At 51.1% G+C, this 22937-nt stretch carries 20 protein-coding genes and 1 tRNA gene; 18 read left to right on the top strand and 3 right to left on the bottom strand.

The window, feature by feature from the left end; all coding sequences use genetic code 11:
• Positions 1 to 216: 216 nt before the first annotated feature.
• The 4 genes from ACIPUG_RS08915 to ACIPUG_RS08900 all read left to right on the top strand — a co-directional run bounded on the left by ACIPUG_RS08915 (position 217) and on the right by ACIPUG_RS08900 (position 4022).
• Positions 217 to 972, top strand: coding sequence for an AraC family transcriptional regulator (locus ACIPUG_RS08915; protein ID WP_100017571.1), 756 nt, complete (start codon positions 217 to 219; stop codon positions 970 to 972).
• Between the two features lie 62 nt (positions 973 to 1034).
• Positions 1035 to 1718, top strand: coding sequence for a LysE family translocator (locus tag ACIPUG_RS08910; RefSeq protein ID WP_039462209.1), 684 nt, complete (start codon positions 1035 to 1037; stop codon positions 1716 to 1718).
• An 81-nt stretch (positions 1719 to 1799) separates the two neighbouring features.
• A tRNA-Gly gene (locus ACIPUG_RS08905) sits at positions 1800 to 1873 on the top strand.
• A 349-nt stretch (positions 1874 to 2222) separates the two neighbouring features.
• Positions 2223 to 4022: a DUF262 domain-containing protein gene (locus ACIPUG_RS08900; protein ID WP_400338182.1), complete on the top strand. Its 1800-nt coding sequence runs from the start codon at positions 2223 to 2225 to the stop codon at positions 4020 to 4022.
• Positions 4023 to 4100: 78 nt separating this feature from the next.
• Here ACIPUG_RS08900 and ACIPUG_RS08895 read toward each other — a convergent pair whose 3' ends face one another.
• Entirely contained in the window at positions 4101 to 5171 is a 1071-nt protein-coding gene (locus ACIPUG_RS08895) for a DUF1176 domain-containing protein (protein WP_400338181.1), read from the bottom strand.
• Between the two features lie 376 nt (positions 5172 to 5547).
• Between ACIPUG_RS08895 and lpxP the strand changes: the two genes are divergently transcribed.
• On the top strand, positions 5548 to 6471 hold the full coding sequence (gene lpxP / locus ACIPUG_RS08890) for a kdo(2)-lipid IV(A) palmitoleoyltransferase (RefSeq protein ID WP_400338179.1): 924 nt from the start codon (positions 5548 to 5550) through the stop codon (positions 6469 to 6471).
• 66 nt (positions 6472 to 6537) lie between these two features.
• Here lpxP and ACIPUG_RS08885 read toward each other — a convergent pair whose 3' ends face one another.
• Positions 6538 to 8022 (bottom strand): NCS1 family nucleobase:cation symporter-1, encoded by a 1485-nt coding sequence (locus tag ACIPUG_RS08885; RefSeq protein WP_205560341.1) that lies wholly within the window; start codon positions 8020 to 8022, stop codon positions 6538 to 6540.
• Positions 8023 to 8173: 151 nt separating this feature from the next.
• Between ACIPUG_RS08885 and ACIPUG_RS08880 the strand changes: the two genes are divergently transcribed.
• The 3 genes from ACIPUG_RS08880 to puuE are packed head-to-tail and all read left to right on the top strand — an operon-like array spanning position 8174 to position 10604.
• Positions 8174 to 8896: a GntR family transcriptional regulator gene (locus ACIPUG_RS08880; RefSeq protein ID WP_014914193.1), complete on the top strand. Its 723-nt coding sequence runs from the start codon at positions 8174 to 8176 to the stop codon at positions 8894 to 8896.
• The gene (locus tag ACIPUG_RS08875; RefSeq protein WP_400338178.1) at positions 8893 to 9630 is read left to right on the top strand and encodes an aspartate/glutamate racemase family protein; all 738 of its coding nucleotides are present in this window, start codon (positions 8893 to 8895) and stop codon (positions 9628 to 9630) included. The genes ACIPUG_RS08880 and ACIPUG_RS08875 overlap by 4 nt, the downstream gene beginning before the upstream one ends.
• Before the next feature lie 14 nt (positions 9631 to 9644).
• The gene (puuE, locus tag ACIPUG_RS08870; protein ID WP_400338176.1) at positions 9645 to 10604 is read left to right on the top strand and encodes an allantoinase PuuE; all 960 of its coding nucleotides are present in this window, start codon (positions 9645 to 9647) and stop codon (positions 10602 to 10604) included.
• A 190-nt stretch (positions 10605 to 10794) separates the two neighbouring features.
• Here the strand turns inward: puuE and ACIPUG_RS08865 are convergent, their stop codons facing one another.
• Positions 10795 to 11211, bottom strand: coding sequence for a hypothetical protein (locus ACIPUG_RS08865; RefSeq protein ID WP_400338174.1), 417 nt, complete (start codon positions 11209 to 11211; stop codon positions 10795 to 10797).
• A gap of 340 nt (positions 11212 to 11551) precedes the next feature.
• On the opposite strand from ACIPUG_RS08865, the gene ACIPUG_RS08860 reads away from it, so the two are divergent.
• The 10 genes from ACIPUG_RS08860 (at position 11552) to ACIPUG_RS08815 (ending at position 22912) form a co-directional block, all read left to right on the top strand.
• Entirely contained in the window at positions 11552 to 12907 is a 1356-nt protein-coding gene (locus ACIPUG_RS08860; RefSeq protein WP_039522699.1) for an NCS2 family permease, read from the top strand.
• A 280-nt stretch (positions 12908 to 13187) separates the two neighbouring features.
• The gene (locus tag ACIPUG_RS08855) at positions 13188 to 14834 is read left to right on the top strand and encodes a Na+/H+ antiporter (RefSeq protein WP_014914198.1); all 1647 of its coding nucleotides are present in this window, start codon (positions 13188 to 13190) and stop codon (positions 14832 to 14834) included.
• 356 nt (positions 14835 to 15190) lie between these two features.
• The gene (locus ACIPUG_RS08850; RefSeq protein WP_400338172.1) at positions 15191 to 15901 is read left to right on the top strand and encodes a response regulator transcription factor; all 711 of its coding nucleotides are present in this window, start codon (positions 15191 to 15193) and stop codon (positions 15899 to 15901) included.
• Positions 15879 to 17378 carry a HAMP domain-containing sensor histidine kinase gene (locus tag ACIPUG_RS08845; RefSeq protein ID WP_039282097.1) on the top strand — a complete coding sequence of 500 codons (1500 nt, stop codon included), beginning with the start codon at positions 15879 to 15881 and terminating at the stop codon, positions 17376 to 17378. Before ACIPUG_RS08850 ends, ACIPUG_RS08845 begins: the two co-directional genes overlap by 23 nt.
• 314 nt (positions 17379 to 17692) lie before the next feature.
• A complete protein-coding gene (locus ACIPUG_RS08840) occupies positions 17693 to 17914 on the top strand; it encodes a Flp family type IVb pilin (RefSeq protein WP_010285252.1) in 222 nt (73 codons plus the stop codon).
• A gap of 7 nt (positions 17915 to 17921) precedes the next feature.
• Positions 17922 to 18473, top strand: a complete 552-nt coding sequence (locus ACIPUG_RS08835; RefSeq protein WP_014914201.1) for a prepilin peptidase — start codon at positions 17922 to 17924, stop codon at positions 18471 to 18473.
• Positions 18474 to 18519: 46 nt separating this feature from the next.
• Positions 18520 to 19470: a Flp pilus assembly protein CpaB gene (cpaB, locus tag ACIPUG_RS08830; RefSeq protein WP_080164000.1), complete on the top strand. Its 951-nt coding sequence runs from the start codon at positions 18520 to 18522 to the stop codon at positions 19468 to 19470.
• A gap of 80 nt (positions 19471 to 19550) precedes the next feature.
• Positions 19551 to 20990: a type II and III secretion system protein family protein gene (locus ACIPUG_RS08825; RefSeq protein WP_039282093.1), complete on the top strand. Its 1440-nt coding sequence runs from the start codon at positions 19551 to 19553 to the stop codon at positions 20988 to 20990.
• Between the two features lie 21 nt (positions 20991 to 21011).
• Positions 21012 to 21698: a CpaD family pilus assembly protein gene (locus tag ACIPUG_RS08820; protein WP_400338170.1), complete on the top strand. Its 687-nt coding sequence runs from the start codon at positions 21012 to 21014 to the stop codon at positions 21696 to 21698.
• 14 nt (positions 21699 to 21712) lie between these two features.
• Entirely contained in the window at positions 21713 to 22912 is a 1200-nt protein-coding gene (locus tag ACIPUG_RS08815; RefSeq protein ID WP_400338169.1) for a CpaE family protein, read from the top strand.
• The last annotated feature ends 25 nt before the right edge of the window (positions 22913 to 22937 follow it).

Below are 22937 nucleotides of genomic sequence, written 5' to 3'. Positions count from 1 at the left end.
GTTTTTTTATTATTGGCAATGCAAAATTTTAGGGGAAACACGGGGATGAGATTCCCGTAGGGACACCTCGCACCGTGGTAGCCCCGTGTATCTCGATCTCACCCCGATAGTATTATCATCTCGTTTTACTTCCGCATTCTTGCCGTCATTCTGTGATTGTCGCCCAGCGGGGGAAGATGCTATTTTCAGGCATTCATTCACTGCCGGAACACTCTCATGATGACGTACCGCGATGCCTGGTTCGAGCTGGCGCTGTTAACCAACGGGCGCAGTTTTCCACGGCATACGCATGACGAATTCGTCATCAGCGCCAATCTCAGCGGATTGGAAACAGTCTGGCTGGATGGAGAGACCTTTGTTGCCACCAACGATATGGTGACGACCTACAACCCCAATCAGCTACAAGGTAGCGACAACGCGTTTGATCGCTGGCAGTGCGCATCCTTGTACGTTCACCCACAGGCATTCGAACATTATTTCCACCAAACCTTTCGATTCTCACGGGGCTGGAATCCGTCGGCGCAGTTGGCGTCCGAGTTAAAACAGCTCGTCACCTCTGATTTGGACGACAGCACGCGTCAGGAACGTATTATTCTGCTGCTGGCGGGGTTGATGGAAAATCAGCATCATGTTCCGTCTCAGGGACAGGTCAAAGAAGCAGAGCGGATCACGCGGATTAAAGACGGGTTGCTGAACGATCTTAGCGATGTCCCCACGCTCGACCAGCTCGCGCAGCAGGAAAATCTGTCGGTCGCACATCTGGTGCGCTCGTTTAATCAGGCGGTTGGGCTACCGCCGCTGGCGTGGCTTATGCAGCGACGCATGTGTAAAGCACGGGAGCTGCTGCGGCAGGGCGCTGCGATTAGTCAGGTTGCGGGCGATGTCGGGTTTGCCGATCAGGCGCATTTCACCAAGGCTTTCAACCGTTATAACGCTATGACGCCGGGGCAGTTCCGCCGTATCAATTTTTGACAATACAGCGTTTCCCTTCGACTCTACACTCGCCTTATTGCTTAACGCTCGAAGGGAATACCATGCTGTTAGTTGTCTTCACGGGGATGCTGCTATCTCTGTCACTCTGTCTCGATCTGGGAATGGTCAATACCGCGATTATTAACCGCGGGCTCCGGCACGGGGCGCGCTCGGCGTTTTATATCGGGCTGGGTTCCTGTTTCGGCGATCTGTTTTATGCCACGCTGTCAGTGCTGGGTCTGGCAGTGGTCTTTAACCTGACGCCCGTCCGCTGGGTGTTATGGATTGGCGGCGGGCTGATTCTGATCTGGATGACGTTCAGCATGGCGCGCGCGGCATGGCGTGACTATCAGGTTAAACGCTTCGCCGACCTGTCTGCGACAGCGAATGCGGCGGATTTTACTGCACCACCAGCCCGCTATACCGAGTTTTTCAGCGGCGTCGGTATGGCGCTGGCGTCACCGACGGCGCTGCTATGGTTCGCTGCGATTGGTGGCACGATTATCGCGCAGTCTACCGATGGCTCTGCTTTCATGATCGGCCTGTTTCTTCTCGGCTTTTTCGTCGGCGGCGTGCTGTGGACGTTCTTCCTTGCGGCGCTGGTGAAGTACGGTCAGCGTCTGCTGAAAGAACGGATCTCATTCTATTGCAGCCTGATTTCTGCGCTACTATTTGCCTACTTTGCCTGGCACGTCATTTCCAATGGCTATGAGACGCTGTTTCTACCGCTCTCCACAGCCGCATAACCGGCTAAAACATCAGCACTTTGCCGGGTTTTTTACTTGCTCGGCAACGGCATAGCGCTATAATGCCAGTCGCTTCTGCGTGCGAGTGTAGTTCAATGGTAGAACGGCAGCTTCCCAAGCTGCATACGAGGGTTCGATTCCCTTCACTCGCTCCAATATCTAATTTTTTCTTCTTCAAGAAGACTAAGTCATTAAAATAATCACTTGATGACCTAACTCCTCTTAGTCAGGCGAATACTCCAAAACTGAAAAAATCTGAAATTTTTTTCAATGATTTCAGTTGACACTGAAGCGCACAAGCCCAGAAACAGCTGGGCTGGAAGTCTGGTTTATAGCATTTTAAAACTGAAAAATTTTACTACTATAAAAACTGCATGCGGGTGTAGTGTAGCGCCGATTTTGTAGAGGAATGCTGTTTGTTGGGGGGCAACTTCTGGCTATAATCGAAGGTGTTTCTTAGTGGCTAATATTTAAATGAAGTCTTTTTACTCTAAAGGAATGAATATGAGCAAAAGTAATAGTGCTGATTTATCAATTAAAGGCGAAAGTATTCAAAGCTTATATGGATATTATCTTTCAAAAACATTTTTAGTCAATCGAAGATATCAACGGAAGCTAGTATGGACTATTGATGAAAAGAGATCTTTCATTGATTCAATCATGAAGGGATATCCTGTTCCTCTTGTATTGTTAGCTGAAAAAAATGATGTATCCGGTAGGAAATTAGAAATAATTGATGGTATGCAGCGGTTAAATGCCATGATGTCATTTATTGAACAAGAATTTGATGTCAACGGCTCATATTTCGATCTAGATACTATGGCTGATACTAAGTTATTGAAAGATAATAAAGAAATAGATCAGAAGAACCCAGTATTAAGTAGGGAATTTTGTGCTAGGATTGTTCGCTATCAAGTGCCGCTATCAGTCTTCCAGCAGACGGGTAACAGTCATGTTGATGAGGTTTTTAGAAGACTGAATTCTAATGGTCGCCATCTTTCTAAACAAGAATTAAGACAAGCTGGAGCGTTAAGTAATTTTGCATCTATTGTAAGAAAACTATCAAGTAATATTCGGGGTGATTCAAGTGCATTAGATGTGCTAAATCTTAATGCAATGAAAGAAATTAGCATAACTAACAAATCGCTTGATTATGGTATTAATGTTGATGATATTTTTTGGGTGAAAAATAATATCATTACTAAAGATTATCTTCGGGAATCGCGAGATGAGGAAATTCTTGCTGATATTGTCGCATGGATATCAATAGATAAAGGCGTTCGTTCTAGCTCTGATATATTAGACCAGTTATATGGATTTACTGATGATACTTTATCAGCTAAGGAGAGTTCTTTAGCTTCACTGATAGAGCTTGAGATCCAGAAGAAAGGAGATGAGGAAATATTAGCTAATGTGCAGTTAGTGTTTGACGAGTTAATTGGTATATTGACGAAGGCCAATAAAACGTTTAATGCATTATTATTTGAGCGTCAACAGGCAAAAATTGCGCGATATTTTCAAATAGTATTTCTTTCGCTATATCAGTTGTTAGTTGAAGAAAATAAAGAAATATGTGATCTTCCTGGATTAATAAATAGAATGGATAAGTCTGGAGATAAAGTCATAAATTTATCAGCTGGTGGCGGTAATTGGTCAGCTAAAGAAAAACAGACAGCAATAGATTCATTTGTTGGTGTTATTAAAAAATGTTTTAAAAAATCAAAAGAGAATGATCCTTCTAAAAATCAGTGGATTACTAGATTGGAAAATCTCCTAATGCAGTCATCAACAGAACAAACTTTATATGACTTCAAAGTAGGATATCATGCTTTAACAGAGAAAGATTCAGCATTTGATGCTGAGCTTTTTTCAAAAGTAATAAAAACCCTTACTGCAATGGCTAACACATTGCCTGGCGCGACTGGTTATTGTGTAGTCGGTGTGGCAGATACTAAGCAAAGCGCTGAGCGGCATAAAAAAATTTATGGTTCTGAAAGTATTTCCTATTCAACATTTTATGTTAATGGAATAGATGATGAGGCTGCCCGTTATCATAAAGACGTTGATACTTATTTTACCATGCTTACTAACTTGGTGAAAAGTGAGCCTATTAGTGATAGAGATAAGGATTATATTTCAAGAAATATCTCAACAGTACGGTACTTCGATAAAACTGTGTTAATTTTTAAAATAGAGTCAGATAGCAAGCCATCTATTTATGGAAGTCAGTATTTTGTTCGACATGGAAGCAATATTTCTGAGATTTTACCAGAGAATTTTTCGACACTATTTAGCCGTTTTTGAAATTAAGGCACCAAGAGGTGCCTTAATTTTTTATAAGCTAACTTTTTTGGGGATGTTATGATATTTGTTCTATCGCTTTCATTTACCCGGTTTCACCACCGTCGTCGTCCAGTAGGGTAAATCCCAGGTGCCGCCCAGGCGGATCATACGGCATGAACCTGTGAACGATGCACTGCTCTGCTGGAATGTTTTGCCATCCCATATCCATGCGTTATAGCTCATGCAGTCCGCGAGTCCGCGCCCTTTATGCGCAGAGGTAATTTCACCGTTTTCGTAATCTGTGCCATCTGTCGTCACGAGCTGTGGCTGAGTCTGCATGGCGTTATCGATGACCCAGTAGGCGTAGCCTTCGTTATAGGCCGCGCGCCAGCAAAGGGTGCTGAGCAGGGACATACTGTCATTGAGTGGTGTGAGTTCAATCGGTTCTGCTGCTCTGTCATCCTGTGGTAGAAAGTCATAGCAGTTATCTTCCTTTAACGTCTTGAGCAGTTTTTTCTGGATAGCCGACTGTTCTGCATCCGTCAGAGTCCGCGATGCCTCCTGCTTAGTGATTGCTGCGTAGATAACGGGGGCAACTACAGCAGGTAACTCACTGCTTTTATTTCCTTTTTTGGTGATGGCATCCGTTGTCCCGATGCGACCTTGTTTCTCATCCATCTTTAGCAGTACCGCATAGGCACCCGCCCCGGACAGTTCGGAAACGACGCCATTGTGATGAAACGCCACTTTCCCGCTTCCTTTTAGTGCCTGTAGGACGAGGGGAATCTGTGTCTCATTGAGCTGCCAGAGGTTGTCTCCGGTTGAGATGAGTCGTCCTTTATCCACGCCGTCAATGGTTAGCGTGAGTGTGGTGCTTTTAGGAATTGCCTGGTATACCTCTGCGAGTATGACGTCGGCCGTTATTGGCGTATTTTGCCCAGCATGACGCGTGAGAAGCAGTGAGACACCGGGAATATCTTCCTCTTCTCCCGTGTACTTCTCTTCTGGCGAGTAGCCGGCAGCCCGACACGTTAGCGTGTTATCACAAACCACTTCCCAGTCTTTATGAAAGAAAGTGCTATCAGCGAAGGTTGTGGCAAACGCCAGAACAGGAATCCCCGTGATCAGTATGGTTAGCATAGAGAGGCGGGCAGGGAGAGAAAAAGTCATTTTCCATCAAGTCCTTGATTATGTTGTGGCTTGCCGCTGGCCTATTTTGGCTGCAACAAAGCCAGCCGCTTTTTTGAAATATTCCGAGATGTTAGCGTTAGACGGCGTGATATTGCGAATATTTCTTGTCCGACCACTCCTTTATTAAACGTGAATCGGGTATGATGCCGCTGCCGTTAACCGTTCATCGGCTGCTCAAAATCCCCTCTGTGTTATCAGCATGTTTATTCTGCTTTTTAACCTCACGCGCGATAACGGCCAGAAACAGTTTTCCACACAGTTGAAACGATCCCTATAAAAAAGTGTCATGATAGATGTAGCGCGATGAGAACGACTCTTTATGCGGTACGCTGTTAATCACTTAAAGACGAGTATCATGAAGATTAAGCAAACATTTACCAGGGCATTACTCCACCCGCGCTATTGGACGACTTGGTTTGGTCTTGGCGTGCTGTTTTTATTAGTTCAACTCCCTTATCCGCTGCTGATGAAACTCGGGAGCAGTGCAGGTCGTCTATCTCGTATCTTCCTGAAACGCCGGGTGTCGATTGCCCGACGCAATCTTGAATTGTGCTTCCCTACGATCTCCAACGATGAAAGAGAAGCGATGATCGACAATAACTTCGCTTCGCTCGGGATGGCATTAGTCGAAACCGGTATGGCTTGGTTCTGGTCCGATCGCCGCGTGCGCCAGTGGTTTGATGTTTCAGGGTTGGAGCATTTACAGCACGCGACCGCAAAAGGTCAGGGCGTAATGGTGATTGGTATTCACTTTATGTCGCTGGAGCTGGGCGGTAGGGCGATGGGGCTGTGTCGACCGATGATGGCGATGTACCGTCCGCACAATAATAAAGCGATGGAAATGGTACAAACCTGGGGGCGTTCTCGTTCCAACAAAGCGATGATCGACCGTAAAGATCTGCGTGGCATGGTGCAAGCGCTAAAACGGGGTGAAGCGGTATGGTTCGCTCCCGATCAGGACTACGGCCCTAAAGGCAGTGTTTTTGCCCCGTTCTTTGCGGTGAAAAATGCGGCAACCACGAGCGGTACGTACACGATTAGCCGTCTTGCAAAACCGGCGATGATGACGACAGTGCTGATCCGCAAACCCAATGCTTTGGGTTATCAACTGGTGATTCAGCCTGAATTACAGGATTATCCTTATCACGATGAACAGGCTGCCGCGTGTTACATAAATAAGGTGATTGAGAAAGAAATCATGCGTGCACCTGAACAGTACCTCTGGTTGCACCGTCGCTTTAAAACCCGTCCGGCAGGGGAAGTGTCTCTCTATGCCTGATGAGAACTGCGCCTGATGCGAAATGCCGCACCGGTTTTCATGCGGTGCGGCACTGCTGATGGGGCTTTATTCTTTTTCTAACAGTAGTCCGCGTGGAGCGAAGGATTTTTTCGTTGCGCCAACGCATTCGCGGCGTGCCAGATAGCGGTAGCAGCCAGCAGCAAGGAATGCGCCGATAAACCAACTGAAGTTGGCAGCATCGCGCCACTGTGGCGTGAAGGTGATAATCAGCCCAATAGTCACCGCGGGAATTAACGCCATTATCGCATTCGGATTAAAGCCGTTTCGATACCAGTATTTCCCTTTGGGCGTCGCGTCGAACAGATCGTCCACATAGACTTTCCCTCCTTTGATGACATAGAAATCCATCAGCAGAATGCCGAACAGCGGGCCGATAAAGGCACCGAGTACGTCGAGCGTGTAGTGAATCAGCTCTGGCGAGTTGAAGAGATTCCACGGCGTGAGCAGTACGGATCCGACTGCGGCGATCATTCCGCCCGTGCGGAAGCTGATACGCTGCGGTGAACAGTTGGAAAAATCAAACGCTGATGAGACGAAGTTAGCAACGATATTGATCCCGATGGTGGCGATAATCATAGTCAGCACGCCAAGCGCGACGGCAAAGCCGCTGTCAATGTGCGAGACGGTTTCAATCGGGTCGGTAATCATGCGGCCGAATAATGACTGTGTTCCTGAAACGATCACCACGGTGATAATAGAGAACAGCAGAAAATTGAACGGTAGACCCCAGCGGTTGCCCCGACGGATCTCCTGCATGCTTTTACCGTAGCGAGAAAAGTCACCGAAATTCAGCAGCGGGCCGGAAAAGTAGGAAACGACCAGCGCAGTGGCGGTGAGCATTTGCCAAAGTTGTTCGCTGGTTGTAAGTGTTTTGCTGGTCAGCGTAAAAGAAATATTCTCCCATCCGGTCTGGTAAACAATCCAGATCGCAAGCGCCGTCATCACCACATAAACCGCCGGGCCTGCAAAATCGATAAAGCGTTTAATCGCGTTCATGCCATGCCAGAACACGAGAGCCTGCAGGAACCACATGATGCCAAAGCAGATCCATCCCAGCGCTGACAGACCGAGCCAGTGACTCTGTGTCAGTGGGGAGAGCGCAGGATAAAACTTCAGCAGAACCAGCATGAGTGCATGCGCGGCCAGATATGTCTGAATGCCGTACCAGGCAAAAGCGATGAGGCCACGAATGACGGCGGGAATATTTGCGCCAAAGACACCGAATGCCTGACGGCAAATCACTGCATAAGGAACGCCGCTCATCTGGCTGGGCTTCGCGACCAAATTTGCACAGACCTGCACAATGCAAATGCCCACAAGCAGGCATAGCAACACCTGCCAGCTTGCCAGCCCCAGTGCAAAAAAGCTGGCTGCAACCACGTATCCGCCCATGCTGTGCACATCTGACATCCAGAATGAAAAGATGTTGTACCAAGACCAGGTTTGAGTACGTGTCGGTGCCAGATCCTCATTGCAGAGTTTTGGACTGTACGCGTTGCTACCATTACCTGTAATCATTTTTTCTGGCATGGAATCTGCTCCTTTTACCCTAGTCGTGAAATGAATGACGTTATGTATGTAAAAAAGGAGTTGCATTAATCAGGCCAAAATTAATTTCTTGTATACATATTTTATATTTTCTGTGTACGATTTGATGAGAATGTGACAACGAGAAGAGCGAATGAACTACACTTACGGACTGGGAAATGAGCAGTTTTTGCAGCAAAAAGATGATGTTATCTATCAGGCTCTGCTCAACGCTATCGTCGAACACCAATTACTGCCGGGCACCAAATTGCCGGAGGAAGCGCTGGCAGAGGTGTTTGATGTGAGTCGAACGGGAATTAGAAAAGTCTTACAACGTCTTGCTATGGTGCAGATGGTGACGTTAACGCCCAAACGTGGTGCGCAGGTGTCGACCCCCTCCGTTGAAGAAGCGCAGGAAATTTTCCAGACTCGCCGCTTTATTGAGTGTGCCAATCTGTCTGAAGTGGTGCTGCACTGCCAGTCTCCTCACTTGACGGCGTTAGAGCGGCTGATCGCGGCAGAGCAGCAGGCACACGCAGACCAAAACGGTGCGGAAGCGATCCGCCTGTCTGCTGCATTCCATATTCAACTCCAGGCGATCTCTGGCAATACCGTGCTAACAGGAATCGTGTCGCAGCTGACGTTGCGCTCATCACTGGTTATCGCGGCCTATGGCACGCCGTGGCAGCAGGGGTGCCGATGCCACGATCACCACGATCTGCTGGCGTTACTACGGGATAAAAATGTCTCAGGATTAGCGGAAGCGATGACGCAGCATTTTGATGACATTGTTGCCAGCCTGCGTTTTGACCGGGATGACAACGTGGAGCCGGATTTCCGCCGACTGTTCGGCCATATTAAGGAGAAGCTCGCGTGAAACCTTGCGTAATTCAGGTGATTAACCCCAATACCAGCCTTGCCATGACCGAAACGATCGGTGCCGCGGCTCGCGCTGTGGCATCGCCAGGAACGGAGATTGTCGCGGTGTGTCCTTCTCAGGGCGCGCCGTCTATTGAGGGGCATTTTGACGAAGCGATAGCCGTGATTGGCGTATTGGAACAGGTGAAGCTGGGGAAAGCGCAGGGCGTTGACGGGCACATTATTGCCTGCTTTGGCGACCCAGGTCTGCTCGCGGCCCGTGAAGTGGCCAGCAAGCCGGTCATCGGCATCGCCGAAGCTGCCATGCATATGGCGACGCTGGTGGCAACGCGCTTCTCGATTGTTACCACATTACCGCGCACCGTCATCATCGCCCGCCATTTACTACAGCGCTATGGCTTTGAACATCACTGTGCTGCGCTGCACGCGATCGATCTGCCGGTGCTTGCGCTGGAACAGGATAGCGGGATCGCACAGAACAAGGTGCGTGAATATTGTATACAGTCTCTGCGTCAGGATGGCGTGGGAGCGATTGTACTTGGGTGCGGTGGAATGGCCGATCTGGCGCAGGAACTGACGCAAGAACTGTCGATTCCTGTGATCGACGGCGTCAGTGCTGCCGTCAAGCTGATTGAGTCATTGTCGGCACTGGGATTGACCACCAGTAAACAGGGCGATTTGGATTACCCGATTGCCAAGCCGCTGAGCGGCATGTTTAGTACGCTGCGTTAAAAAAGGGAAAGGACATGATCACAGCACCTGCTGCAACGATGTACGGCATTGAGAGCGATTATCCGCGTGACCTGATTGGATATGCGGGACAGCCCCCGCATGCTAACTGGCCTGAAAATGCACGCATTGCCGTGCAGTTTGTATTGAACTACGAGGAAGGTGCGGAAAATAACGTCTTACATGGTGACGCCGGATCCGAGCAATTTCTTTCCGATATTATTGGTGCGGCGAGTTATGCGGATCGTCATATGTCGATGGATTCGCTGTATGAATATGGATCACGCGCCGGTTTTTGGCGTATCCATAGTGAGTTTCAGCGTCGCGGGTTACCGTTGACGGTATTCGGTGTGGCAATGGCATTAGCACGTAACCCTGCTGTGGTCGAGGCGATCAAATCGGCTCATTATGACGTAGTGAGCCACGGCTGGCGCTGGATTCATTACCAGCACATGGATATCGACACCGAACGTGAGCACATCCATAAAGCCATTGATGTTCTGACGACGTTATTTGGTCAGGCTCCGCTTGGCTGGTATACCGGCCGTGACAGTCCCAATACCCGTCAGTTGGTCGTCGATAACGGCAACTTTTGGTACGACAGCGACTACTACGGTGACGATCTGCCATTCTGGATGTCGGTCAAAAAAAGCAATGGTGAGGTGCAGCCGCATCTGATCGTGCCGTATACGCTGGATGCTAATGATATGCGTTTTGCCTCACCACAGGGGTTTAACAGTGGTGAGCAGTTTTTCACCTATCTGAAAGACAGCTTTGATGTGCTCTACGAGGAAGGGGAAACCGCACCTAAAATGCTATCCATCGGGATGCACTGTCGTTTGCTAGGGCGGCCAGGCCGTTTTCGGGCGTTACAGCGTTTTCTGGATTACGTTCAACAGCATGAGCGAGTATGGATTTGCCGCCGTCAGGATATCGCCGAGCATTGGCGTCAGCATCATCCGTATGTCGCGCCGTAAAACACAGAGAATACCGGAAACAAAAATGGCTACCGGATGGCAGCCATTTTAGGGTGGTTAACGTACTTGAGTACGATTAACGGAAGATAGCGTGGGGGTTAACACCGCGATAGGTTTTGCCCAACGCTTTTAATATTTGATTGATTTTGCGGACAACGCGCATCTTTTTATCCCCACGATTCTTAAATAATTATTGGTTGAAAGTACCAAAGTTGATGTTGATGTTTTCAAACATAGCGATGATTTTGTTCAGCAGTTTCATGGTCATTTCCTCGTTGTTAGTTGATTTGTTTTCTGTGATGCTGTTCACGTTTTTAAGAATACTCGCACTGATACGGGTGGTCAACTTTTTTGTGATGCGAATCACAAAAAAATGAACGATCAGTTTGTGAGGAGTAAACCGCCGTTTTGATTTTCGTCTAAGAACCCTTTCTGCTTTTTCTTCATACTGACCCATTTTCAGCGAGTGGCCTGATTGAGTATTACCTGCACTGGCTGTGCGCTTCCTTATCGGACAGATGACGTGAGATAGGTAAATTGTCTCGATTAGCAGTTGAAATAAGCGTGGGTGAAGCGGGATAATCACGCGCTTCACATTGCCTGACACCGTCTTATCCAGCTTGTTTTAGTTCAGCCTGTTTTTGATACAGCAGTGTCTTGATATAGCAACGTTTTCCAGCTTTGCATCCAGCGAGTTAATCGTTTGCGTGCGGAGCTATAGCCTAAATAATTCGAGTTGCAGGAAGGCGGCAAGAGAGGGAATTCCGATGAGCTTACATGAGTAAGTGATTCGGGTGACTGAACGCAGCCAACACACGTGCAGCTTGAAGAATGACGGGTATATACGGTTCATGATGCGCCAGCGATGCTGGTGCATTCGCGGAGCAAGGCCGCGGGAATCGTCAGAATCGATCTTAAATAATAATGGCATTTCAGGGGATACCACCATGTCAAACACCACCCGTCAGGCAGGCTCACAAGGCTCGCTTGATGCTTTTTTCAAAATTACACAGCGCGGCAGTAACGTGCGTCAGGAAGTGTTAGCTGGCCTGACGACGTTTCTGGCGATGGTTTACTCCGTGATTGTGGTGCCAAGTATGCTGGGCAAGGCTGGCTTCCCGCCGGCAGCCGTGTTCGTTGCAACCTGTCTGGTTGCCGGGCTGGGGTCGCTGCTGATGGGATTGTGGGCCAATCTGCCAATGGCGATCGGCTGTGCGATTTCGCTGACGGCATTCACCGCGTTCAGTCTGGTGCTGGGGCAACAAATCAGCATTCCTGTGGCGTTGGGAGCGATCTTCCTGATGGGGGTGCTGTTCACCATCATTTCCGTCACTGGCATCCGCTCCTGGATCTTGCGTAACCTGCCGATGGGCGTGGCGCATGGTACGGGGATTGGTATCGGTCTGTTCCTGCTGATTATTGCCGCTAACGGTGTCGGTCTGGTGGTAAAAAACCCGATTGACGGCCTGCCAGTCGCGCTGGGTGATTTCACTTCTTTCCCTGTCATTATGTCCCTGTTGGGGCTGGCGGCGACTATCGGTTTAGAGAAGCGTCGCGTACCGGGTGGTATTCTGCTGGTTATCATCGCGATCTCTATTCTGGGGCTGATTTTTGACCCGAAGGTAAAATACGCTGGCTTCTTTGCGTTGCCGAGCCTGACGGCGGCTGACGGTTCGTCGCTGATCTTCAGTCTGGATATCATGGGCGCATTGCAGCCGATGGTTCTGCCGAGCGTGCTGGCGCTGGTGATGACCGCCGTGTTCGATGCCACGGGTACGATCCGCGCGGTAGCCGGACAGGCGAACCTGCTGGATAAAGACGGACAAATCATCAACGGTGGTAAAGCCCTGACCGCAGACTCTGTGAGCAGCATTTTCTCCAGTCTGGTCGGGACGTCTCCGGCTGCGGTTTACATCGAATCCGCAGCGGGTACGGCAGCCGGTGGTAAAACAGGCTTAACGGCAACCGTTGTCGGTGTCCTGTTCCTGCTGCTGCTGTTTGTGTCTCCGTTAGCGTATCTGGTGCCTGGCTATGCCACTGCCCCCGCGCTGATGTACGTCGGCTTGCTGATGCTGGGCAACGTCTCCAAACTGAACTTTGATGACTTCGTCGATGCCATGTCCGGTTTGGTATGTGCCGTATTCATCGTGCTGACCTGTAACATCGTGACCGGTATCATGCTGGGCTTTGGCGCGCTGGTATTAGGCCGCATCTTCTCCGGCGAATGGCGTAAACTGAACATCGGCACCGTGGTGATTGCTGTCGCGCTGGTGGTGTTCTACGCTGGCGGCTGGGCGCTGTAATCCTTTCCAACAGACCTTCTGGCGCCGTCCAGAAGGTCTGTCATTCCTCGTCTTTCCTTCCTCTTTCCCTTCCTTATCATTTCCCACGCCAAACGCGATTTTATGTGCCTTTTTATTGGCTTTGGGTTGATGTTACTTATGTGATAATCAGAGAAGTAATTACTTTTCTTCTTCACCCAGAAATCCATTTTCATACCGAGCTAAATGCGTTAAATATGGAAGAGTAGTTTGCTCGCTAACAGGCAGAATTTTTTGATTTAGGAGTACGTCTAAGGAAAGCATGGAAATATTTTTTACGATTCTTATTTTGACCCTGGTTGTATCCCTGTCCGGGGTCGTTACCCGCATTTTACCTTTTCAAATCCCTCTGCCTTTAATGCAAATCGCGCTTGGTGCCATCCTTGCCTGGCCCCAGTTTGGTTTGCACGTTGATTTCAATCCCGAGCTGTTTATGGTGCTCTTCATTCCGCCGCTGCTGTTTGCCGACGGCTGGAAAACGCCGACGCGTGAGTTCCTGAGACATGGCCGGGAAATTATTGGTCTGGCGCTGGTTCTGGTCCTGATTACCGTGGTGGGCATCGGCTACTTTATCTACTGGATGGTGCCGGGCATGCCGCTGATTGCGGCCTTTGCGCTAGCCGCCGTGCTGTCGCCAACGGATGCCGTCGCGCTGTCTGGCATCGTCGGTGAAGATCGTATTCCGAAAAAACTGATGGGCATTTTACAGGGCGAAGCGTTGATGAATGATGCGTCCGGTCTGGTGTCGCTGAAATTTGCTGTCGCGATTGCGATGGGCACGATGGTGTTTACGGTTTCCGGTGCGACGCTGGAATTCATGCAGGTTGCGTTGGGCGGGCTGCTGGCGGGCGTCGGCGTGACCTGGCTATTCGGTAAATCGCTGCGCGCTATCAGCCGCTGGAGCGGTGATGATGCCGCGACGCAGATCGTGCTGCTGTTGCTGCTACCTTTCGCCTCGTATCTGATTGCCGAACACATCGGTGTGTCGGGCATTTTGGCGGCGGTGGCGGCGGGGATGACCATCGGGCAGTCGGGTGTGATTCGTAGCGCGCCGCTGACGATGCGGCTGCGTGCGAACGGCGTGTGGTCGATGTTGGAGTTCGTGTTTAACGGCATGGTGTTCATCATGTTGGGCCTGCAATTGCCGGATATTCTGGAAACCTCGGTAACGCAGGCAGAGCTGGATCCAACGGTTGAAACCTGGATGCTGTTTACCGATATCGTGATTATCTATGGTGCGCTGCTGCTGCTGCGTTTCTGCTGGCTGTGGGTGATGAAAACATACAGCACGCACATCCAGAAAAAGCGTCCGATGATCTTTGCCGAGTTTTCCACGCGCGAGCTGTGGATCGCGTCCTTTGCTGGCGTGCGAGGGGCGATTACGCTGGCGGGCGTGCTATCCATTCCGCTGCTGCTGACGGACGGCACCGCGTTCCCATCACGCTATCAGCTGGTGTTTATCGCTACGGGCGTTATTTTGTTTTCTCTGCTGTGTGGCGTGCTGGCGTTGCCGTTTCTGCTGCGTGGTGTGGTGGTCGCGGACAAAGCCGCGCATGCCAAAGAAATCCGCATGGCGCGTATGGCGGTGGCAGAAGTGGCGATCAAAAGTATGCACAAAATGGAGGAGCGTCTGGCCGCCGATCGAGAGGAAAACATTGATGAGCAGGTGCTGAAAGAAGTCAGCGCGCGCGTCATTGGTAATCTGCGCCGACGGCTCATTGATAAAGACGATCCTGAAAATGGCCTGCTGATTGAGAATCTTGAGCGGCGTTTTCGTCTGACCGCGCTGAATTCCGAACGTGCGGAGCTGTATCACCTGCGTGCCACGCAGCAAATCAGCAATGAGACGTTGCAAAAAATGCTGCGCGACCTCGATCTGATGGAAGCGCTTCTGATCGAAAATGAGTAAGACGCGGTAAGACGATCCTCGTTACCGCGTTGATTTCTTTCTCTTCTCTTTTCTTCCTCTGCATCCCCATGGCGTAAGCGATGGGGATGTTTTTTATGCGCCCAGTCTAAGAACGACGTCAGGCGATTGTAAACTGCTTGTCACTAAATGATAATGATTGTTATTATCCGTAGGACTTTTCTCATAAGTGAAAAGTAGAGCAGTAAAAAACAGAAAACTAAAAAACCAGAAGCACAAAACGGCCCGCACGGTATCAACATCGTGTGGGGTGAATGGCTGTTTGAAGGACCAGATAAAATAAACGGACATTAACCCTAAATTAATTAGGTAATAAGCCACGTTTATAGGGGAACATTATGCGTGTATTAGTGGTTGATGATGATTCTGTGCTGTGCCATTGGCTGGGGTCTAAATTACATTCCCACGGCCATTCTTGCCGAATGGTGCACGATGGCGCACACGCATTAAAAGCGATCAAGGATGAAGTTTATGATGTCGTTCTGTTAGACAGAATGTTACCCATCATGGATGGATTTACGGTATTACGTGAATTACAAGGCTCACGTCATCCGCCTATTATGTTGCTCTCGGCGCTGGATCGTGATGTCGATCGGGTGATGGGTTTAGAGCTTGGTGCGGAGGATTATCTCGGCAAGCCTTTTAATTTTAATGAGCTTAGATTACGTCTGGATATTATGGCGCGGCGCGGTAAACGCCATGTCGATAATCCTTCCATGCTGACTTTTGAAGACCTGCAGCTTGACCGTATGCAGCGCGTTGCATGGCGCAGCGGCAAGCGTATCGATTTGACCGATAAAGAGATCAAGTTACTGATTATATTGATGGAAAATCCAGGGCAGGCAATTACGCGTACGATGCTGTTAGAGCGCGTATGGGGCTACAATTTTGATCCGCAAACCAATCTGATCGACGTTCATATGTCAAAACTGCGGGCAAAAATTGATAAAGGCTTCCCGCGTCCATTAATTAAAACGCTAAGAGCGATGGGCTATGCATTAGGCGCGGTAGATAAGGACAAAACCGATGTTGGCAGCCACGCTGAATAAAATAAAAATAAAGAAGCTCGGGCAGCGCTGGCAGGTAAAAATAAAACACTGGCAATTACTGGGGGCAAGCCAATATCCCGGCTTTTTATGCACCTCTAATTTTCGCCAGGCAATAACCATTGTTTTTCTGTTCTTATTGATGATGCTGATGTGTATTGTCGGCTTCAGTTCATTAAGTGAAACGCTGATTAGAACGCATGTCCGTGAAGTTATTCTGGGTAATATTTACGACTATTCGATGCAGTCGCGTTTAACGAATGCCGATAGCCTGATTACGCAATTACGGCAGGATAATCGCGCGAAAGGGGATGAATTACCGCTGTTTCTGGTGATGGATAAAGATGGTGATATTCTGTATCACAATCATCCATTAAGAACGCATCTACTCCCTCCCCATTCTGCAAACTCACACCCTCTGGAAATGCGGCAGCATACCGATTGCCAGATGGATGTCAGCTGTCTTAAAGCCGAAATTTCCAGCCCTGACGACCCGAATCTGATCGGTTTGTCCGTCATGTTGGATGACGGGGGCGTGCTGTTTACCGCTTACAACATTCGGCCCATGTTAGAACGGGTGAGAACCATCCCACTCGTGGCGGGGGCGGGACTGTTTGTCGTGCTGCTTTTCTGCCTGTTTGTCAGCCGCCATTTCAGCTTACGCAGCTTGCGCAGCGTGGAGAAAATCCGTGCAGCGCTACATCGCTACAGCAGCGGTGAGCAACAGGTGCGTATGCCGCTGTCGCCTTACGACGATGATTTTGACAGCCTGAGTGCCGATATTAACCAGAATCTGGAACGCATTGAGCGCCTGATGGAGCAGGTGCGCAGCACCTCCAGCCATGTTGCGCATGAACTGCGTACGCCGCTGACGCATCTGCAAAATCGCCTGTTCAATCTGACGGAGCGGGCAGGGCTGGATAACGACATTCGTGATGAGTTGAATCTGGCGGTGGACGAGGTGCATAAAATCCTCGGGCTATTCCGTACCGTGATGCGCATCGGTGAAATCGAAAGTGGGCGCTGTGTGCACCAGTTTGAGAACATTGAAGCGCGCCAACTGCTGGAAGAAATTGCCGAATATTATCAGCCGCTGGCGGAAGAGCGCGGCTGTCGCCTGAAGATTGAAATCAAAGCCGGAATTCAGCTCTTTGGCGACCGGGCGCTGCTGTTTCAGGCGTTGGCCAATCTGGTAGAAAACGCGCTGAAATACGCGGCGCAGGGAAAATACATCACGCTGAGCGTGACGCTGTACCGTGGCTGGATCGCCCTGAGCGTTGCTGACCGTGGTCCGGGGATTCCGCCGGCGCTGCATGCCAAAGCGCTACAACGCTTTCAGCGGCTGGATACCTGGTTTCAGTCTGGCTACGGGCTGGGATTATCTCTGGTTCAGGCAATTACCGACCTGCACGGTGGCAAACTCTATCTGGACTCTTCAGAGCCGGGACTGAACGTTTATCTGTGCCTTAATCGCTGCTAATCCTCTTTTTTCCTCGATGAATACGACGCGTGGTAAGTGGGTTTTCTCTGCTTACCACGACGATTTTCTCTTGATCGTTTATGAATATCCCTGCAAAAAACATGAATATTTATTAATTTTTCCTGCAATGTAAAGTGTGTTAATTATTGATTTATATTGATAATTTTTTGTATGGAAAGATTAACGAATATTAATGTTCTACTGCTTGCGGCTCTTGATAATAAGTCTCATTATTAATCTTATTATCATCATGGCTCCCCCCGAATTTCCGAGTAGGCCATGATTTCTTTGCCTGCGGATTAGAGAGTCTTCCCATGAAAAATATGAAAGCAAAACTGCGTTCTTTCCTGCGTGACGAGAGCGGTGTAACGGCAATCGAATACGGCATTCTTGCGGCGGCGATGGCGGCAGCTATCGGCGCTATTTTCGGCGGTGACGGTATCTTCGTGAAAGCGCTGAATGAGAAATTCAGCCAAATCGCCGATCAAATCACCGGTACGGGTACCAGCGGCGGTACATCCGGCGCAGCGAAATAAGTACGGGATGGCGGATTACGCGCACTGGCCGCAGACGGTACTGCTGATGGGGTGCCTGCTGTGGTGTATCAGTACCGACCTGTTAGTACGCAAAATTACGAATCAGGCGGTACTGATTTTATTGCTGGGCTGGCTGTTTTTCAGCGCTTCACATGTCCTGCAATCCGGTGCGTTAGATATGTTGGCACTACAGAAAACGCTCTGGGCGCTGCCGGGCGCGGCGGCAGTACTGGTTGTGGGATTTTTGCTTTTCCTCACTGGCAGATTAGGCGCCGGGGATGTCAAGCTGATGAGTGTGCTGTGCCTGTGGGTTGGGCAAGGGCACCAGATCGTTTTCGTCATGGTGACGGCGCTGGCTGGCGGTGTTCTGGCGCTTAGCTTGCCGCTGCTGAATACCGTACCCACAGCGGTGGCGATGGGCATTCAAACCACCAACCGGATATTCAAGAGTCGGTTGCCTATGCCACCCGCGTTGCCCGCCGATCTTTCTCAAGGCATACCTTACGGCGTCGCCATTGCGTTCGGCGCGATGTATGTCCTGATTTTTCCCTTGTTTTAATTCTGTCGCAGCTTTAAGACACACACGCTAGGGTAGGCAAGTTGAAATGAAAGTGAACTCTACATACGTACTGTCAGGCGCACTCGTGCTGGCAGGCATTGTTGCGCTGATGGTGCGTAGCCATCTCTCTTCTGAACCCCCTGCGCCGCCTCCGGCAGTGGTTAAAGCGCCGGAACCGATCGCTGTTCTGGTCGCGGCGAAAGATCTTCACCCTGGTGATTTCATTGATTCCGCATCACTGCGCTGGCAAACCACTGATGAATCAGTTTCCCGTTCGTTTAACTTCGTTCGCGGCCAGGATAGCCAGTCTCTGCTATTTGGCGCAACGCTGCGTGAAACCATCGCGGAAGGTGCGCCGCTGACCAGTAACGTATTGGTTAAGCCGAATGAGCCGGGTTTTGTCGCTGCCGTACTGCGTAAAGGCATGCGTGCCATTTCCGTTCCGACCAGTGCGGTTGCCAGCAATGCCGGATTAGTGACGGCGGGCGACCGTGTCGACATCATCCTCAGTATGAAAAGAGACGATCAGGCGGAGCTGCCGCCAAGTCGTCTCCAGCCGATTGTTATGCCGCTTTTGGCTTCGCAGACCATCGTGCGCGACTTGCGTGTATTGGCGCTGAATGAACGAACCGATGCACCGATCTACCCACGTACGGATGTCAGTGCGGAAGACGGTAGCGGGTTGGATGCCACGGCGAAAAGCCGTGAATCTGCCACGGCAGGCACCCGTTCGCGAACGGCGACTTACCAAACCGTCACGCTGGAAGTGACCCCGCAGCAGGCCGAAGTGCTAGCCGTTGCCAAAGAGCTGGGCATGTTGCACTTAGCGCTGCGCAGCGCTACGCAGGATGACATTGCCGATCCGCTGACGGGCCGCCCACTTGTGACGACCGTGCCACAGGCGACGGACATCTACGGTGCGTTTTCCAGCGGGGGGCATAAGGTCAAAACGTATCGTGCTGAGCAAAAAGACGTGGTGACGTTCCCCTCCCGATAGAACGAGTACGCAATCTGACAGCCTGCGGGGAGCCGCGAGCTGCTCATGGAAAAATGAAGCCCATTACGGAAATTAAGTAAATGACGATGTTTTCGCTGTTTTTGAAATCGGACTTTCGGGGTACGTGCAAACGATTGCTGGCCGCTGGCCTGTTTAATGCGGTATTGCCTGTCACGCTGACGACGATGATGTTGCCCGCAACCACGCTGGCGGCTGGGGTATCGGTAGCGCCGGTAACCGATGAGGTGCACCTGACCGTGCACCAGGGGCGGTTATTGCAACTCAACGAGCTGCCGGACAGCGTGCTGGTGGCTGATCCGAATATTGCCAGTTTCGAACTGCCTTCACCGGGTAATCTATTTGTCTACGCTAAAAGCGTCGGTACCACCACGCTCTACGCGATGGATGAAAATGGCAATGTGATCAACGCCATTCGTCTGGTATCCGAGCATGATTTGAAAGCGCTGGGGGAACGCATGAAGCGTGAATTCCCCGGTGCGGATATCCAACTGGAAGCCTCAATTCCCAGCGGCGTGATTGTGCGCGGTAGCGTCGATACCCCGCAGGATGCCAAGCGCGTGATCGACAGCATACAGGCTTATATCAGCGCGTCCGCCGGCGGTGGCGGGCAGGGTGGTGGAGGCGGTGGCGAAAGACTGCCTGGCTCCAGCGAATCCTCCGGCAAAGTGATCAACCAGCTCAAAATCAAAACGCCTTCGCAAATCAATATTCAGGTGCGCGTAGTGGAAGTGTCCCGCAAGTTAACCAGCGAACTGGGCTTCAACTGGGCGGCATCACTGAGCACCGGTAGCGGCAACATGACCGCAGGCAGCGGATCGCGTCTTAATTTGTTCAACGCCACGACCGGGAGATTTGCTAACCCAACGGATGCGGGCTTCCTGAACTTCGGCCGTTCCAGACTGAGCGGATTGTTAACCGCGATGAACCAGCAGGGCATGGCGACCGTGTTGGCTGAACCTAATCTAACGGCGATGTCAGGGGAAACCGCTGCGTTTGCCGCAGGGGGGGAAGTGCCAATCGTCCTGATCACCAACAACAGCGTCAGCATCGATTACAAATCCTACGGTGTGATCCTGCGCATGACGCCAACGCTGCTGTCAGCCAATCGCATCAGCCTGCACATTGCACCGGAAGTCAGTGAGCTAACCGACGTCGGTTCCGTACAGCTGGAAGGCGGATCGCGTATTCCGGCGTTAACCGTGCGCCGTGCGGATACCACGGTAGAGCTAGCCAGCGGTCAGAGTTTTGCCTTAGCAGGCATGCTGCGTAGCGCCGGTAGCCAGACGATCAACGGCGTGCCGGGATTAAGCAGCGTTCCGATGTTTGGCCGCCTGTTTGAAAGCGAAGCCACCAGTCAGGAAGAAACGGAATTGGTGATTATCGCGACCGCCTATGTCGTTGAACCGGTTAATGCGGGCGATCTTCAGACGCCGGGACAAGGCGTGAAAATGCTGGATTCGTCCATGCCGCGCTCTGCATCTATCGGCTATCTCTACTGAGTCCGCGAGGGGCAATAAAACATGAAAACGATCAACAACAGTTACCCTCTGCTTCGCCCACTGCACATGCGTGCGGCGGTGCTTACCGCCGTTGTTTTGCTGGCGGGATGCGGATGGAATAAGCCGATTAACGACGTCCGTATGCAGCGCTTTGATCAGCCTGGGCTTCAACCGATTGCCGTCCAGCCTTCATCGGTATCAGTGCCGTTACTGGTTGCACCGAACGGGCGCGGGTTCCTTCCTGAATCCCTGAAACAGCTGAATATCATGCTGAAGGATCAGGGACGGCTATCCGCACAGACGCTGACGCTGATTCCGCACAGCACAAGCGGTGAGCAGATGGCAGGGCGCCTGGCTACCGTGCTGAAAAACGCCGGTGCTAATCCACAGAATGTGAAGCAGATGCGCCGTTCTACGGCGAGTGGACAGAATGGCGATCTGGAAGTGATCTCCGAGGCGCTGGTGGTCAAAACCACCCGCTGCACGATCAACGACCCCAATCAACTGATGGTGAAGCCCTATGAGGCAATTGGTTCTCTCGGCTGCGCCACGCAAAACAATCTGGCGATGATGGTCGCCGAACCACGCGATCTGATTCAGGCCAAAGCGCTGGATAGTGCGGATGGTGTGATGGCGGTCAATAGCATCGAACGCTATCACAAAGATGAAGTGAAAGAGCTCATCGACATTAACTTTGAAGAAGATTAAGGGCGTGACATTCCATGAGTGAAATTACCCCTAACGATGGTGAAGAACTGGCGCTGCCGCTGGTGGCGTTCGCCAATGACGTACGTGACGTAGCCGATATCGGCGATCTCTTTACTCGCCTGAAACAGCCGGATGTACCGGTGATGTCCGGCGGTATCGCAGCGGCGCGTCAATGGTGTGAACTGAATGTCCCGCCACGTATTTTGCTGGTGGATCTGGAAGGGGCGCACTGGCCACTTCCGGCACTCGAAGAGCTGCTGAGCGTCTGCGGCCCCACCAGCCAGGTGATTGCGACGGGCAAAGAACAGGATGTCGGCTTGTACCGCGCCCTGCTTCAGTCGGGCGTGGTGGACTATCTGGTGAAGCCGTTCACGCTGGATCTGCTGGCGGCAACGCTGGCGAAGTGTGAAGGTCAACAGGCCGGGCCGGAATATGCCCGCATGGGCAGGACGATTGCGGTCGTCAGCGCCAGCGGCGGAAGTGGTGCCAGTACCGTGGCGATGGGGCTGAGCCGCCTGCTGTCCGGTGAGCGTCATTTGCCTGTGGCACTGGTGGATTTTGACCGTCGTAACGGTGACCAACTGCTGTTGCAGGGGCAAACCGATGATGCGGGTCTGGCGGCGGTGTTGGGAACGCAGGAACTGGATACCCGACTGCTGCAACGCGCCATGCTGCGCGTAGATACCCGTCTGCACCTGCTGGCACAGAAGCCAGAGCTGGGAGAATTGGCCCCGGTTGACGTCGATAACGTACTGAATCTTGGCGGTGCGCTGTGTCGCATGTTCAATCAGGTGATTTGGGATTTGCCCAGCAGCTACCCGACCGGTGCGCTCGACGTACTGACCTACGCGGATCTGCGCATCATCGTGACGGAATTGACGCTTCAGGATGCACGTAATGTACGGCGCGTGCTGAATGAGATCGGCGACGAAAGCGAAGGACAGCGTCTGTTGCTGGTACATAACCAGAGCCGTTTTGCCACGACCGCGCCGTTAAGCCGCGATCAGTTCGAACAATTTACCGGCCGGAAGATTGATGTCGTGCTGCCGAATGCGGGCCACGCGTTATCACAGAGCCTGACGCTCGGCGCACTGAATCTGGCTGCGGCACCTGCTTTCCAACAGGGATTACGCCAACTGGTCGATCTGGCCTGCGGCGTACGCGCCAGACCGGCGGAAAAACGCTGGTTCTCGCGTTGGTTAAAACGCGCCTGATGATGTTCAGCGTTCACCGTTTTTC

Source organism: Pectobacterium sp. CHL-2024, from assembly GCF_044751765.1.
GTDB classification, from domain to species: domain Bacteria; phylum Pseudomonadota; class Gammaproteobacteria; order Enterobacterales; family Enterobacteriaceae; genus Pectobacterium; species Pectobacterium brasiliense.
The sequence above is the reverse complement of the archived record's forward strand: the minus strand, read 5'-3'. Positions and strand labels throughout refer to the sequence as shown.

Excerpts from the sequence above, each read along its gene's own strand:
- ACIPUG_RS08915 (WP_100017571.1), top strand. The coding sequence starts at position 217 with ATGATGACGTACCGCGATGCCTGGTTCGAGCTGGCGCTGTTAACCAAC.
- ACIPUG_RS08910 (WP_039462209.1), top strand. The coding sequence starts at position 1,035 with ATGCTGTTAGTTGTCTTCACGGGGATGCTGCTATCTCTGTCACTCTGT.
- ACIPUG_RS08900 (WP_400338182.1), top strand. The coding sequence starts at position 2,223 with ATGAGCAAAAGTAATAGTGCTGATTTATCAATTAAAGGCGAAAGTATT.
- ACIPUG_RS08895 (WP_400338181.1), bottom strand. The coding sequence starts at position 5,171 with ATGACTTTTTCTCTCCCTGCCCGCCTCTCTATGCTAACCATACTGATC.
- lpxP (WP_400338179.1), top strand. The coding sequence starts at position 5,548 with ATGAAGATTAAGCAAACATTTACCAGGGCATTACTCCACCCGCGCTAT.
- ACIPUG_RS08885 (WP_205560341.1), bottom strand. The coding sequence starts at position 8,022 with ATGCCAGAAAAAATGATTACAGGTAATGGTAGCAACGCGTACAGTCCA.
- ACIPUG_RS08880 (WP_014914193.1), top strand. The coding sequence starts at position 8,174 with ATGAACTACACTTACGGACTGGGAAATGAGCAGTTTTTGCAGCAAAAA.
- puuE (WP_400338176.1), top strand. The coding sequence starts at position 9,645 with ATGATCACAGCACCTGCTGCAACGATGTACGGCATTGAGAGCGATTAT.
- ACIPUG_RS08860 (WP_039522699.1), top strand. The coding sequence starts at position 11,552 with ATGTCAAACACCACCCGTCAGGCAGGCTCACAAGGCTCGCTTGATGCT.
- ACIPUG_RS08855 (WP_014914198.1), top strand. The coding sequence starts at position 13,188 with ATGGAAATATTTTTTACGATTCTTATTTTGACCCTGGTTGTATCCCTG.
- ACIPUG_RS08850 (WP_400338172.1), top strand. The coding sequence starts at position 15,191 with ATGCGTGTATTAGTGGTTGATGATGATTCTGTGCTGTGCCATTGGCTG.
- ACIPUG_RS08845 (WP_039282097.1), top strand. The coding sequence starts at position 15,879 with ATGTTGGCAGCCACGCTGAATAAAATAAAAATAAAGAAGCTCGGGCAG.
- ACIPUG_RS08840 (WP_010285252.1), top strand. The coding sequence starts at position 17,693 with ATGAAAAATATGAAAGCAAAACTGCGTTCTTTCCTGCGTGACGAGAGC.
- ACIPUG_RS08835 (WP_014914201.1), top strand. The coding sequence starts at position 17,922 with ATGGCGGATTACGCGCACTGGCCGCAGACGGTACTGCTGATGGGGTGC.
- cpaB (WP_080164000.1), top strand. The coding sequence starts at position 18,520 with ATGAAAGTGAACTCTACATACGTACTGTCAGGCGCACTCGTGCTGGCA.
- ACIPUG_RS08825 (WP_039282093.1), top strand. The coding sequence starts at position 19,551 with ATGACGATGTTTTCGCTGTTTTTGAAATCGGACTTTCGGGGTACGTGC.
- ACIPUG_RS08820 (WP_400338170.1), top strand. The coding sequence starts at position 21,012 with ATGAAAACGATCAACAACAGTTACCCTCTGCTTCGCCCACTGCACATG.
- ACIPUG_RS08815 (WP_400338169.1), top strand. The coding sequence starts at position 21,713 with ATGAGTGAAATTACCCCTAACGATGGTGAAGAACTGGCGCTGCCGCTG.